This window comes from Flavobacterium sp. LPB0248 (assembly GCF_013388355.1).
Classification (GTDB): domain Bacteria; phylum Bacteroidota; class Bacteroidia; order Flavobacteriales; family Flavobacteriaceae; genus Flavobacterium.
This window is the reverse complement of the sequence record NZ_CP058246.1, coordinates 2,277,735-2,290,921: the sequence shown is the minus strand read 5'-3', so window position 1 is coordinate 2,290,921 and position 13,187 is coordinate 2,277,735. Positions and strand designations below refer to the sequence as shown.

The window sequence follows — 13,187 nt, the reverse complement described above, 5'->3', positions numbered from 1 at the left end:
ATGTTATAAATATAACAATTCAAATTAAAGAAAATAAAATTATTTTTTTCGCAAAACCCCAAAAATAATTTGATTTTGTTCTAAATAATCTAGGAACAAAGGCGGTTTTTCAGTTCGTTTGAAGTATTTTTGTTTGAAATTTCAAAAGAGATATATTATGAAAAGAAGAATCGTTTTAACTGGAGCTTTTACTGGTATGTTAGCTATTATTTTGGGCGCTTTTGGTGCTCATTTATTGAAAAAATATCTTTCGGTTGACCAATTAAATACTTTTGAAGTTGGTGTTCGCTACCAAATGTATCATGCTCTTTTTCTTCTATTTTTATCTACCCAAAAAGATATCGCAGAGAAGACCTTAAAAACGATCTATAATTTAGTCGTTGCAGGCGTTTTGCTTTTCAGTGGTTCGATCTATTTATTGGCAACAAAAGACTATACACTTTTTGAATCTAAAATTATCGTATTCGCAACACCTTTGGGTGGTTTCTTATTAATTATTGCTTGGGCGCTATTATTCTTTACGATTTTGAAGAGAAAATCATAAAATCCCGAAAAAAAAATTCTGTCTAAGAATTAATCTTTAATTTTGTCACATAAATAACATATAACTTTATTTGTGTGACTTTTTTGTATTTTCTGTTGTCAAACAAAAATAATATAACAAATTCGCGTATAAGGTTGTAAATAAACAAATTAGAGGCGGTTATTTTTTTCTTTTTATAATTTTTAAAGTGAAATTTCTCTTTTTTCATATAAATTAAAGTGAAATTTAAGTATTTTAAAAGAAATAAAAATAAATCTGTAATTTTGCTTTAAACAAAAAATCACACACAACTTAAAAACTTATGGACACTAATACAGTTTTCGCGCAATCGATTTCGTTAAAAGAGTTAGGAATTGAAAATGCAAAAGTTCGTTATCAACTATCTGCAGATGAATTACATGCGATTACTTTGCAGTCAGGTCAAGGTGTTGAAAATTCTACTGGAGCGTTAGCAATTAATACAGGTGAATTTACAGGCCGTTCTCCACAAGATCGTTTTATCGTAAAAGATGATATTACAAAAGATCAAGTTTGGTGGGGAAATGTAAATATCCCATTTGAGCCCCAAGCTTTTGAAAAGCTTTATAATAAGGTAACAGCATTTTTATCAGACAAAGAAGTTTTTGTTCGCGATTCTTATGTTTGTTCTGATCCAAATTATAGATTGAATGTACGTGTTGTAACAGAAACTGCTTGGTCAAACTTGTTTTGCTACAATATGTTCTTAAGACCAGAAGATTCAGAACTGGCTAATTTTACTCCAGAATGGACCGTAGTTTGTGCTCCAAGCTTTATGGCAGATCCTGCTGTAGACGGAACACGCCAGTCTAATTTTGCTATTTTAGATTTTACTAAAAAAATTGCTTTAATTGGTGGAACAGGTTATACAGGAGAAATGAAGAAAGGAATTTTCTCTGCATTAAACTTTATTCTTCCAGTTTTCAAAAATACACTTCCAATGCACTGTAGCGCCAATGTTGGTGAGGCAGGAGATACAGCAATCTTCTTCGGATTGTCTGGTACTGGTAAAACAACTTTATCTGCAGATCCAGAGCGTAAATTAATCGGTGACGATGAGCATGGATGGACAAACGAAAACACTGTTTTCAATTTTGAAGGCGGATGTTATGCAAAAGTGATTAATTTAACGGAAGAAAATGAACCAGACATTTTTAGAGCAATCAAAAAAGGAGCGCTTTTAGAAAATGTGGTTTTCAAAGCAGGAACAAACGTAGTTGACTTTGACGATGTTTCTATTACACAAAATACACGTGTAAGTTACCCAATTACACATATTGATAATGTACAGCCAGGTTTGATTGGACACAATCCAAAAAATATATTTTTCTTAACAGCCGATTCTTTCGGAATTCTGCCTCCAATCTCAAGATTGACTCCAGGTCAGGCAGCGTATCACTTTATTTCTGGTTATACAGCAAAAGTTGCTGGAACAGAAGCGGGTGTAACAGAGCCGCAACCTAATTTCTCTGCTTGTTTTGGAGCGCCATTTATGCCTTTGCACCCAACGCGTTATGCTGAAATGTTGAGCAAAAAAATGAAAGATGCAGACGTAAAAGTTTGGTTAATCAATACAGGATGGACTGGAGGAGCTTACGGAACAGGAAGCCGTATGAAGCTTAAATATACTCGTGCTATGATTACTGCTGCATTAAAAGGAGAATTAAACGATGTAGCGTTTAAAAATCATGAAGTATTTGGAATTGAAATTCCTCAAGATTGTCCAAATGTGCCAAACGAGATTTTAAATCCTAGAAATACTTGGGAACATAAAGATTTATACGATAAAAAAGCGTTAGAATTAGCACATAAATTCAAAGCTAATTTTGCCAAATTTGAAGAGTTTGCAAATGCTGAAATCTTAGCAGGTGCACCGATTACAGAATAAAAGGAATTATTTAATTCAAAATAAAAAAGCTGTTCAGAAATGAACAGCTTTTTTTAGTTGGTTTCCAATCGCAGTAAAAAAAAATAGACACTGAACACGGGACTGCGACCGAAAACCTTGAATCTTTATTTCTTAGCTTCGTCAATGCGTTTTTGAATCAAATCCCAAGTATAATAGTGGAAAGTCATTCCGTTACTCATCGCTACAAAAAGTCCGTTTTTGAATTTTGGGTCTAAATTTACACTAGTAGCATCAGCACCATCACATTCGATTGTAGAAGTTGGAACTTCAGCTAATAACGGATGATTGTTTGGATTTCCGTTGGCGCCTTCTCTTGGATAAACCATAAAAGAATTTGCCTGCTGGTTAGATACTAAAATATATCCTGTAGAATCTGTTTTTTTGTAAATCGCGATTCCTTCGTGGTCTGCTTTGAAATCTTTCTGACCAAAGAAAGCCAATTCTTTATTATCGTTTAAAGCTGGATCTGCTTTGTATTTTCTAATTCCGGCTTGTTCATCACAATAGTACACAAAGCCTAATTCGTTGTCTACTGCAATAGCCTCAATTTCTTTTTTACCGCTATATGTTCCGAATTTACGAACCACTTTTGCTGTCGCGAATTTTCCGTTTCCAGAAAGTTCATATTGCCATAAATAACTTCCAGAAGGCCCCGTTTTTCTTCCTACAATGGCAAAAATCTTTCCATCGCTTGGGCGAGTGTATAATGAAACTCCCATTGGATCGCGTTGCGTTTCTCCTTCAAAAACAGGAATTCCGCCGTTATCAATTGGCTCTAAATCTGGTAAACTGAAAATTCTGATTTTGTTTTCTTCGCGTTCAGTTGTTACGGCAACATCTACTTTTTTCCCGTCAATAATCAATCCGTAAGCGATATCAACATTATTAGGACGTTTTAACGGAATTGATTTTTTAAGGATTTTTCCATTCAAATCAAAAGCATACAAACCTCCGTCTGTATCTTTATCTGTTCCAACAATAATACTCTTTGAAGCATCTGTTGGATTGATCCAGATTGAAGGGTCATCTGTATCGTGAGGTAGTGCTTCTGTAACAATTGTTGGTTTTACTGCGTTTGGCTGAACTGGCGCTAATTTATCGTTTTTGCAAGCTGTAAAGGCTAAGCTTAAAAGTAAAAAAGCGACTAAAGATTTATTTTTCATTTGTATAGTATATTTTAATGCAATTAGACAGAGCATTAAACTCTGTCTAATTTAAGAATTTTATAAAAGTGCAGCATTACAAGTCTAATTTCAATCCGAAATTGTAACGTGGCTGGTAGTATTCTGCTTGTTTTGTATGAGCCGCAACTCCTTGGTAGTAACGTAACGGCTGGTTTGTTAAGTTATTTGCTTCAGCAAAAACACGTAATTGCTTTGTGATCTTATAAGAAGCATTTGCATCTAAGAAAAACTGTTTGTCATAGTAACTGTCTTTGTAAGACTCAGAACCTAATTCATCTAAATAATCAGAAGTAAAGTTGGTTGAGATTCTAGCAGAGAAACGTTTGTTTTCCCAAGATAAAGATCCGTTAAACATGTGAGGCGTTGTTCCAGGAAGACTAATGTTGTTTCTTTCATTTCCATCTTCGTCAGCAATTCCGCTTGCTTTAGATTTTGTATAAGTATAGTTTAAGTAGATACCAAAACCTTTTAAGAACTTACCAGGCAAGAAATCTAACTGACGCTGAATAGCAACTTCAAATCCGTAAACATCAACATTTTCTCCGTTTCTTGATTGTAAAAATGACCAGTTTTCTCCCGCTGGAATTGGATTTGCCTGATTTGGAAAATCGGCAGCAAATTTTTCAGCAGTATATTGGTTGTCACTGTAGTTGTAAATGAAATCATTTAATCTTTTGTAGAAAACACCTCCAGAAATTAAACCAACAGATTTGAAATAGTTCTCTGCCATGAAATCATAATTGTATGAATATGTAGCATTAAGATCTGGATTTCCAGCTGTGATTTCTTTATCGGCCGCAATGTTATTTACATAAGGAGCCAATGCGTAGTAGTTTGGTCTAGCCAATGCTGTTGTAGCAGCAGCTCTTAAAACTAGATCTTTTGTTGCGTTGTATTGTAATGAAATACTTGGCAATAAATTAGTGTAAGAGTTAGTGTTGTTGATTTTGCTTTCTAATTCTTCTTCATCTAATACACGGTTTCCTGTATAATCGATATGCGTATTTTCAACACGGAAACCTAAAACCATAGAAAGTTTATCGTTAAAATCCTGATCCCATCTTACGTAGGCAGCAGTAATTCTTTCTTTAGCATTATAGTTTACCGCTAAATATTCTGCTGGATCTGCTTCTTTTTCGAATAGAGAAGCATTGTTCAAATCTAAACTTCCTAAGAAAGAAGCTGAAGCGAAAGTTCCCGGCACATATTTATTTCCTGGATTAAAATCTTTTCCATCGTAATAACTTGTTGGAACTTGCGATAACAATTCCATATCGTCGTTTAGCGGAGTATAAGAATAGAACATATTGTTTCTTTCTTTTTCTTTTAAACGAAGTCTAAGACCAGTTCTCAATCTTCCTTTTTCTCCTGCAATTACAGAGAATGGGAAACGGATATTTACTTTAGCGCCAAACTCGCTTTCGCTTGTTTCGTCTGTGTTTTCAGTAACAGAATCAAATTTAAATTTGTCAACAGATTCTCCAACAGTTGTCATTAGAGGAAATCTGATATCTGATAAATCTTCAAACATTTCTAAACCTTTTTGACGGTATTCGATATAACGCTCACCTGGACGGTATTCTCTAGCTTTTGCATAGTTAGCAGACCAATCTAAATCTAATGTAGAATTGATTAAGTGCTCTCCACGAATAGAATAGTTTTGTACTCTTTGGTCTTCTAATCTTCTGTTTTTATTTCTGCTGTTGTCTAAACCACCTTTTGTCTGACGTTTTACACGGCCTTCAAAACCAACAATTTCTTCACCATTATAAAGTGGCTCAATATCATCGTAAGTAGTTCTGAAACGGTTTTCTCTATCATCTCTCCAGTTATAGATTGCATTGGCAAAAATGGTATTGTTCTCGTTGAATTTATAATCTAAAGCAACAGATCCGCTTCGACGAATACGTTGTACATCGTATTTTCTAATTTCAGATGCTTGTAAATACTCATTTCCAAAATCATCTTTAACCCATTCGTTTTCGATGTTATCAGAACCGTAATCCACATTATTGTATGATCCGCTAAAAACTACTCCTAATTTATCGTTAGCAAAACGGTTACCGTAAACCAATCCAGCTGTATAAGAGGCGTGATCGCGAATTGGTAAATATCCTCCAGCAAGAGTTGCAGAAATTCTTTCTCCGTTTGGAGTTGCTCTTGTAATTAAGTTTACAGAACCTCCAATTGCGTCAGCATCCATATCTGATGTAAGCGTTTTGTTTACTTCGATTGTAGAAATCATGTCAGATGGAATTAAGTCCATTTGTACGTTTCTGTTATCTCCTTCTGCAGATGGAATTCTGTCACCATTTAAAGTTACAGAGTTCAAAGACGGAGCCAAACCTCTAATAATAATGTTACGCGCTTCACCTTGGTCATTCTGCATGGTAATACCAGGAACACGTTTTAAAGCGTCTCCAACGTTAGCATCAGGAAAACGTCCCATTTGATCAGAAGAGATTACGTTTCCGATGTTTTTGTTGTTCTTTTGTTGGTTCAACGCTTTTGCTTGACCTTTTAAGATGTCTCCAACAACAACTTCTTTCAATTCATTTTCAGAAGCTTTAAGTGCAAAGTCGATTACATTGTTTCTTCCTTGCTCCACTTTTATTTCTTGTGTTAAAGTAGTATATCCAATATACTTTACTTCAACTTTGTAAGTTCCTTCATTAATATTTAATAATTCGAAACGACCGTTATAATCAGAAACGGTGTATTTTTTCTCGCCTACAATTTGAACCATAGCTCCAGGAAGAGGCAGTTTGTCATCAGCATCCAATATCTTTCCAGATATAATCGCTTTCTGAGCAAAACCTGTAAAGGCGAATAAAAAGAATGCGGTTAATAGATAAAATTTTTTCATTGTGTGTGTTTAGTTTGATTTTCGATTGCGAAACTAAGGCCTGCGTATTACTAAAGCCTTGAAAAAAAATTAACATAGTGTTATGATTCCTAGTCAACATTAGAAATAGATTAATGTTAAAATAACATTTAATAAAAAAAGGAATTTTATAGAGTCAAGTAAAAACAAATCAACTATTTACCTGAGAATTAAATTTTTGGCGCTAAATTTGCCGTATCATCTTAATCAAAAATCATCAATCATGTTAAAACAATTTTTCATCCTATGTTCAGGAGCCGACCGTGATCTCTTGAAAGACTGCTCAGAAGGCGAACAAACCAAATATGTTGGTATTGGCGCCACTGTATTTTTTACAGCAGTTATGGCTTTTCTAGCCAGTGCTTATGCGCTTTTTACCGTTTTCGATTCTATTTATCCAGCTTTAATTTTTGGATTTGTTTGGAGTTTACTAATCTTCAATTTAGACCGATTTATCGTTTCTACTATTAAGAAAAGAGATCGTTTTTTAGATGAATTTCTGCAAGCAACTCCGCGTATTGCTTTGGCTATTATTATTGCTATTGTAATTTCGAAACCTTTGGAGATTAAAATTTTCGAAAAAGAAATCAATACCGTTTTGCTGAAAGAGAAAAACGAAATGGAATTGGCCAACAAAAAACAAATCGGAACGTATTTCAAAACAGACTTAGATAAGAATAAAGCTGAGATTGCGGCATTAAAAGCTGATATTGTAAAGAAAGAAAAAGAAGTAAACGATCTGTATTCGGTTTATATTACCGAAGCCGAAGGAACAGCCGGAACTAAAAAGTTAGGCAAAGGGCCAGTTTATAAAGAGAAACGCGAAAAACACGATGCTGCTCTAAAAGAATTCGAAACGCTGAAAAAGACCAACGAAGCTAAAATTGCCGAAAAAGAAAAAGCAGGCGTACAGCTTCAAGCCGATTTAGATAAAAAGGTTTCGCAAACACAGCCAATCATTGAAGGTTTCGACGGACTAATGGCGCGTATTAATGCATTGAACAAACTGCCTTGGCTGCCGTCATTTTTCATTATGCTTTTGTTTCTGGCAATTGAAACATCGCCTATTATTGCTAAATTATTAGCTCCAAAAGGGGAATTCGATTTTAAGCAAGAAGAAGCTGAAACAGCAATGAAAGCGACTTTAGCTCAAAACAAATACCAACGTGAGTTATTAGTTAAAACCAGCGCTGAAATGCATGATAAAGTTTACGCTGATATCGCAGAAGATAAAGGTCTGTTTGATCTGCAGCGAAAAAATGCAAAAGAGTTACTAGAACTGCAATCGCACAAATTTGTAGAAAAGCAGAAAGCGACTTTATAAGTGCAAAGTGCAAAGTTTCTAAGTACAAAGTTATAAAAATGCAAAGCCCGAAATAGAATCTCTATTTCGGGCTTTTTTATTTTAGACAAAGTCAATAATCTTTGTACTTTGTACTCAGAACTTTGTACTTTAAAATTACATATAGCTTAATATCTCTTTTTTGTATGCGTCATATTCTCCTTGCATGATTAAACCATTATCAAGAAGTTTTTTGTAATTCTGTAATTTATCAAAAAGCTCTTCTTTAGATAAATCGCTTAATTTACGTTCTCCTGTTGGTTGAGCTGGTTGAGTTGGAAGCGGTTCGTAAGTTTCTGTAACAGCAGGAGCAGCTGGTAAAATTTCAGCAAAGCTTGTTACTTCTTCTGTTTCTACTTCTTCGATTTCTTCCTCTGCTTCTTCTTCAAAAACAGGTTCAGCAGTTTCTTGAATTGGAGCTGCCGTTTGAACCGGATTTTTTAATAAATCTAATTGTTCTTTAGCGTAAGTATAAATTTTTCTAGCCTGAATTTTTGGAATATAATCAATAGAAACGGCTAAATCTGTTTTAGTGCCAAATGAAAATTCAGAACCTAAAATGTTTTCTTTTACAAAAGTACTTGCAATATCATCCCAAGTATAATCTGTAAAATCCATAGAAAGACCTAGATTTTTAGGTTTGCAGATAATGATACGTTTGTTTGTTAATACAATACTATCAGGAAAAACAGTGATTGCAGGTTTTTTTTGCACTGCAATGTATCCAACTTCTTCGCCTTTCATCAATAAATCTGTGAGTTTCGAAGTGATTTTTTCAATCGCTTTTGGATCTTGTTCTTCGTTTAGAAATTTTTTAAATTGTTCTTTCATGATGCTATAAAATGCTAATTTGCAAACTGATTCGGGTTGTTAAGTTTTGATCTCACCCTGCAAATGTAATGCCTAATTTTTTAATTAGATAATTTCGTTCTGAATTTTCTTTGTCAAACTTTTGAAAACCAAATCATACGAATGGTCTATCAATTCTTTGACTAATCTGTCTGGAAGATTTCCGTTTAAAGCGATCGTATTCCAATGGACTTTGCTCATATGATAACCCGGTTGAATTTCGTCATATTCGGCTCTGAGTTCTTGTGCGCGGTCTGGATCGCATTTTAAATTGACAGATTGCTCGTTTTTTTCCCATTGAGAAAGAGAAGATAAAGCAAACATTTTTCCGCCCACTTTAAAAACCAAAGTGTTTTCATCAAAAGGGAAATGCTCGCTTACACCTTTTTTAGAAAGACAATATTCGTAAAACGTTTCTAAATTCATAATTGTTTATTTTCCAATTTCACCTAAATGTGTGTATTTAAAACCTTTTTCATATTTCAGTCCATATCTAAAAATACGATCCATTGCTGAATGTGAAAATAATATAATTCCAGCTAATTGAATACTCTCAATGCTTAAATAACATCCTAAAGCATAAATTAAAAGCGCAATTCCTTTATGATGAAATAAATTATAAGCAAATGCACCTGCTTTGTTTCCAAAAGCATATCCAATCATAGATAAATCGGGAGTCAAAATTAAAGCCAAAAACCACCACCATTCATAGTTTAAACGGTTAAAAAGGAAAATTCCGAGAATAAATAAAGCGACTTCTTCTAGTTTTAAGACTGTTTTCATTTCACTATTTTTTCCATCATCTTTTCGGGATGATTCAGTTTTGTAAATCCGAATTTTTCGTATAAAAAGTGAGCATCGGTTGTGGCTAATCTCCAAATTTTAACTTCTTGCAATTGAGGTTCATTCATCATGGCATCAATTAAAATGGATGAATAACCTTTTCCACGATATGCTTCATCAATAAAAACATCCATTAAATAAGCAAAAACGACATAATCGGTTATCACACGTGCGAAACCAATTTGTTTGCCATCTAAATAAATTCCAAAACAAACCGAAGCATCAATTGTTCGTTGCACTTCTTCTATAGTTCGTCCCGCAGCCCAGTAAATGTCTTTCAGGAAGTTTTGTATAAACGGAACGTCAAGTTTGGTCTTATCTGTAGATACTGTTATCATTGGAGTTGTTTTTTTTGCCACGAATTGCTTGAATTCGCACTAATTTTTTTGCCACAGATTAAATCATTTTTAATCCTTTAATCTGTGGCAAAACAAAAAAAAGAAATTAGCGAAAATTAGTGTAATTTGTGGCAACTTTTTAAATCTTATATAAAATTGGTTTGCTTGGACTTGCATCATTTTCAAACGAAGCGATTTGAAGATTTAGTATATAATTTCCATCTTCAATTTCGTCCGAAACGTAAATCATTTCGGTAATTGTGGCATTAAATCTTGCATCTGGATTAACATTATGCGTGTCTTTTACATTCCAAAACGCTTTGTGAGCCAATAATTTCCCTTCATCATGTTCTTTATCTACACTTGGCAAATCGATCAATAAATGCTGAGTTTCGCTTTCACGAATGAAAATCGCAGCCTCTTCAGACAAATATGGTGGATTTGTATTAGAGTATTTTCTTGATTTCTTTTCTTTTTGATTTGGAACTGTTCTTATAATTAAAGCCTCATTTGTCACGCTGAGCGAAGTCGAAGCGCTTAAAGCTTTTTGAACCTGTTCTTTCGTAATCACAAAATCATCTCCATTTTTTTCAGGTTCAACTGTAATCAGTTTAGCAAAAAAGAAAAACTGTTTCAGCGATTGATTAATGCTATAAAAATCATTCGTAATATGACCTAAACATTCCGTATGCGTTCCATGTCCATGCGGATTGAAGAAAATATTATTGAAATTAGTAGATGATTTTCCTTCAGAAACTTTCCCAATCCAATCGCCAAAAACTACTGGTTCAATGACTGGTTTTTCAATATACCAAGCAATCGGATTTTCATCTGTATTGGTTAATGGAATAGAAATATCAATGGGTTTTGATAAGTCAATTTCGAAGTTGTGGATTTTTGCTATCATAATTTAACCGCAAGGTTCGCTAAGGTTTACGCAAAGGTCGCTAGGATTTTATTAAAGATTGTTTGCTATTCTTTTAACTCCATGTTTTAGTAATGCAACATTAAAATTTATTAATAAGCCTAGTTTGCAATTTGTTAATTTTAAGTAAGTCAATAGTTGAACAAAATGAACTTCACTTAAGCAATCTACAGACTTTATTTCCAAAATTAGTTTATTTTCTACTAAAATATCTAATCGATAACCAACATCTAATTTTACATCTTCGTAAATTAATGGTAGAGCCTTTTGTTTTTCAACTGTCAAGTTAAATTTTTTTAACTCATAAAATAGACATTCTTCATAAGCGCTTTCTAAAAGTCCAGGTCCTAAAGTTTGATGAACCTTCAAAGCTGAATGAAACACAATTCGTGACAAATCATTTTCTGACATAAAATCAATATTTAAAGCTTCAAATATAATACTTGCGTCTTAAAGATATAGATTTATTCCTACAAAAAAAAAACAGATTGCGTTCTTTGCGTAAACCTTAGCGAACTTTGCGGTTAAACTTAACTTTCAACATAAAACAAATCTGAAGCAATTCCATCCGTTAAAAATTTTCCTTTTGGAGTTGGTTTTAAAATATTATTTTCGATCGAAAGTAAATCGTCGTTTAAGAACTTTTGAGATTGTTCTAGTAAATAATTTAAATATTCTGCTCCGAATTCCTTTTCAATTCTTTCTAAAGAAACGCCCCAAATGGTTCGTAAACCTGTCATAATATATTCATTATAACGATCTGAAATGGTTAATGTTTCCGTTTCAATAGGAAGTTCGTCGTTTTGAATCGCTTTTAAATACAATGAATTATTGGCAATATTCCAGCCTCTTTTTTCACCATCATAACTATGTGCCGAAGGACCAATTCCGATATATTTTTTGCCTAGCCAATAAGCCGAATTGTTTTTGGAGAAATAATTCTCCTTTCCAAAATTGGATAATTCGTAATGAATAAAACCATTCTTTTGCAGCATTTCGACCAAAATCATAAAATGGTTGGAAGCGACTTCGTCTTGCGGTTCAGCAATTTTACCAGTTTGAATTAATTTACTTAAAGCTGTTTTAGGCTCAACCGTCAAAGCATAACTTGAAATATGCGGAATGCCAAAATCCAAAGCAGTCTGAATATTCTGTCTCCACATTTCGTCACTCATTCCTGGAATTCCGTAAATTAAATCCAGGGAAATATTGTCAAAATATTTGGTCGCTTCTTCAAGACATTTTTTGGCTTCCGCCGAATTATGAGCGCGATTCATCATCTTCAAATCTTCTTCGTAAAAAGACTGAATTCCGATGCTTAGCCTATTTATTGGGCTTTTAGATAATTCTAAAATTCTTTCAGCAGACAAATCGTCTGGATTGGCTTCAAGCGTAATTTCCGGGTTTTCGACAACTTTATAATTATTGTAAATTTCAGAAATTAAAAAATTGATTTCCTCATTTGATAAAACGGAAGGGGTTCCGCCGCCAAAGTAAATAGTTTCAATTTCACCATCACTTTCGGTTTTGCGCATAGCAATTTCTTTAGCCAAAGCCAAAACCATATCGTCTTTCTTTTTCATCGAAGTTGAGAAATGAAAGTCGCAGTAATGGCAAGCCTGCTTGCAAAAGGGAATATGGATGTAGATACCGCTCATTTTTTAATTAGATAATTAGAGAATATGTCAATTAGATAATTTATGGTTGTCTACAGAATTGTCTAATTATCAAATTGGTACATTAACTCATTTCTTAACTCGATCCTCGTTTTGTTTCACAAAAGCATCCCAACCCGAATAGCTTTTTCCTGCAACAACTTTTCCAGAATTAAAGTGATGACAAACCGCAGCTGCCAAACCATCTGTTGAATCGAGATTTTTTGGTAATTCTTTTAAGCCTAAAAGCTGTTGCAGCATTTTGGCAACTTGTTCTTTGCTGGCATTTCCATTTCCGGTAATTGCCATTTTTATCTTTTTAGGTTCGTATTCCGTAATCGGAATTCCTCTCGAAAGCCCTGCTGCCATTGCAACGCCTTGTGCGCGTCCTAGTTTCAGCATTGATTGCACGTTTTTGCCAAAGAAAGGTGCTTCAATTGCAATTTCGTCGGGACAATGTGTTTCAATTAATTCGATGGTTCGTTCAAAAATGATTCTTAGTTTTTGGTAATGATTATCGTATTTGGACAATTGCAATTCGTTTAATTGCAGAAATTCCATTTTTTTATTGATTACTTTAATCAATCCAAACCCCATAATCGTGGTTCCAGGGTCAATACCTAATATGATGCGTTCTTGTGTCAAGAGATTGTGGTTTCAAGTTTAAGGTTTCAAGTTTAGAAAATTGACTCATTT

The 13,187-nt window shown here is 33.9% G+C and carries 13 protein-coding genes; 3 read left to right on the top strand and 10 right to left on the bottom strand.

What is annotated here, in order from left to right; translation table 11 throughout:
• Nucleotides 1–157: 157 nt before the first annotated feature.
• Together LPB248_RS09440 and pckA are read left to right on the top strand one after the other, a co-directional pair.
• Nucleotides 158–544, top strand: a complete 387-nt coding sequence (locus LPB248_RS09440; protein ID WP_177211213.1) for a DUF423 domain-containing protein — start codon at nt 158–160, stop codon at nt 542–544.
• Nucleotides 545–845: 301 nt separating this feature from the next.
• The gene (gene pckA, locus LPB248_RS09435) at nt 846–2,450 is read left to right on the top strand and encodes a phosphoenolpyruvate carboxykinase (ATP) (RefSeq protein WP_177211212.1); all 1,605 of its coding nucleotides are present in this window, start codon (nt 846–848) and stop codon (nt 2,448–2,450) included.
• A 125-nt stretch (nt 2,451–2,575) separates the two neighbouring features.
• On the opposite strand, the gene LPB248_RS09430 is transcribed toward pckA, so the two are convergent.
• Nucleotides 2,576–3,634, bottom strand: coding sequence for a phytase (locus LPB248_RS09430; RefSeq protein WP_177211211.1), 1,059 nt, complete (start codon nt 3,632–3,634; stop codon nt 2,576–2,578).
• A gap of 76 nt (nt 3,635–3,710) precedes the next feature.
• Entirely contained in the window at nt 3,711–6,521 is a 2,811-nt protein-coding gene (locus tag LPB248_RS09425; RefSeq protein WP_177211210.1) for a TonB-dependent receptor, read from the bottom strand.
• A 241-nt stretch (nt 6,522–6,762) separates the two neighbouring features.
• On the opposite strand from LPB248_RS09425, the gene LPB248_RS09420 reads away from it, so the two are divergent.
• The gene (locus tag LPB248_RS09420) at nt 6,763–7,863 is read left to right on the top strand and encodes a DUF4407 domain-containing protein (protein WP_177211209.1); all 1,101 of its coding nucleotides are present in this window, start codon (nt 6,763–6,765) and stop codon (nt 7,861–7,863) included.
• Nucleotides 7,864–7,998: 135 nt separating this feature from the next.
• Here LPB248_RS09420 and LPB248_RS09415 read toward each other — a convergent pair whose 3' ends face one another.
• From LPB248_RS09415 to ruvC, 8 genes are all read right to left on the bottom strand, one after another.
• Nucleotides 7,999–8,712 (bottom strand): PH domain-containing protein, encoded by a 714-nt coding sequence (locus LPB248_RS09415; protein ID WP_177211208.1) that lies wholly within the window; start codon nt 8,710–8,712, stop codon nt 7,999–8,001.
• Nucleotides 8,713–8,796: 84 nt separating this feature from the next.
• Complete coding sequence (locus LPB248_RS09410) at nt 8,797–9,156, bottom strand: MmcQ/YjbR family DNA-binding protein (RefSeq protein ID WP_177211207.1); 360 nt, start codon at nt 9,154–9,156, stop codon at nt 8,797–8,799.
• Nucleotides 9,157–9,162: 6 nt separating this feature from the next.
• Nucleotides 9,163–9,513 carry a DUF4260 domain-containing protein gene (locus tag LPB248_RS09405; RefSeq protein ID WP_177211206.1) on the bottom strand — a complete coding sequence of 117 codons (351 nt, stop codon included), beginning with the start codon at nt 9,511–9,513 and terminating at the stop codon, nt 9,163–9,165.
• A complete protein-coding gene (locus tag LPB248_RS09400; RefSeq protein WP_177211205.1) occupies nt 9,510–9,911 on the bottom strand; it encodes a GNAT family N-acetyltransferase in 402 nt (133 codons plus the stop codon). The genes LPB248_RS09405 and LPB248_RS09400 overlap by 4 nt, the downstream gene beginning before the upstream one ends.
• A gap of 139 nt (nt 9,912–10,050) precedes the next feature.
• Nucleotides 10,051–10,818, bottom strand: coding sequence for a cyclase family protein (locus LPB248_RS09395; RefSeq protein ID WP_177211204.1), 768 nt, complete (start codon nt 10,816–10,818; stop codon nt 10,051–10,053).
• 51 nt (nt 10,819–10,869) lie between these two features.
• Nucleotides 10,870–11,247 carry a GxxExxY protein gene (locus LPB248_RS09390; RefSeq protein WP_177211203.1) on the bottom strand — a complete coding sequence of 126 codons (378 nt, stop codon included), beginning with the start codon at nt 11,245–11,247 and terminating at the stop codon, nt 10,870–10,872.
• A 119-nt stretch (nt 11,248–11,366) separates the two neighbouring features.
• On the bottom strand, nt 11,367–12,494 hold the full coding sequence (gene hemW, locus LPB248_RS09385) for a radical SAM family heme chaperone HemW (RefSeq protein ID WP_177211202.1): 1,128 nt from the start codon (nt 12,492–12,494) through the stop codon (nt 11,367–11,369).
• 87 nt (nt 12,495–12,581) lie between these two features.
• A complete protein-coding gene (gene ruvC / locus LPB248_RS09380) occupies nt 12,582–13,136 on the bottom strand; it encodes a crossover junction endodeoxyribonuclease RuvC (protein WP_111288456.1) in 555 nt (184 codons plus the stop codon).
• Between the last annotated feature and the right edge of the window lie 51 nt (nt 13,137–13,187).

What these genes read in the sequence shown, in the direction of transcription:
- LPB248_RS09440 (WP_177211213.1), top strand. Translation starts at nt 158, where the DNA reads ATGAAAAGAAGAATCGTTTTAACTGGAGCTTTTACTGGTATGTTAGCT.
- pckA (WP_177211212.1), top strand. Translation starts at nt 846, where the DNA reads ATGGACACTAATACAGTTTTCGCGCAATCGATTTCGTTAAAAGAGTTA.
- LPB248_RS09430 (WP_177211211.1), bottom strand. Translation starts at nt 3,634, where the DNA reads ATGAAAAATAAATCTTTAGTCGCTTTTTTACTTTTAAGCTTAGCCTTT.
- LPB248_RS09425 (WP_177211210.1), bottom strand. Translation starts at nt 6,521, where the DNA reads ATGAAAAAATTTTATCTATTAACCGCATTCTTTTTATTCGCCTTTACA.
- LPB248_RS09420 (WP_177211209.1), top strand. Translation starts at nt 6,763, where the DNA reads ATGTTAAAACAATTTTTCATCCTATGTTCAGGAGCCGACCGTGATCTC.
- LPB248_RS09415 (WP_177211208.1), bottom strand. Translation starts at nt 8,712, where the DNA reads ATGAAAGAACAATTTAAAAAATTTCTAAACGAAGAACAAGATCCAAAA.
- LPB248_RS09410 (WP_177211207.1), bottom strand. Translation starts at nt 9,156, where the DNA reads ATGAATTTAGAAACGTTTTACGAATATTGTCTTTCTAAAAAAGGTGTA.
- LPB248_RS09405 (WP_177211206.1), bottom strand. Translation starts at nt 9,513, where the DNA reads ATGAAAACAGTCTTAAAACTAGAAGAAGTCGCTTTATTTATTCTCGGA.
- LPB248_RS09400 (WP_177211205.1), bottom strand. Translation starts at nt 9,911, where the DNA reads ATGATAACAGTATCTACAGATAAGACCAAACTTGACGTTCCGTTTATA.
- LPB248_RS09395 (WP_177211204.1), bottom strand. Translation starts at nt 10,818, where the DNA reads ATGATAGCAAAAATCCACAACTTCGAAATTGACTTATCAAAACCCATT.
- LPB248_RS09390 (WP_177211203.1), bottom strand. Translation starts at nt 11,247, where the DNA reads ATGTCAGAAAATGATTTGTCACGAATTGTGTTTCATTCAGCTTTGAAG.
- hemW (WP_177211202.1), bottom strand. Translation starts at nt 12,494, where the DNA reads ATGAGCGGTATCTACATCCATATTCCCTTTTGCAAGCAGGCTTGCCAT.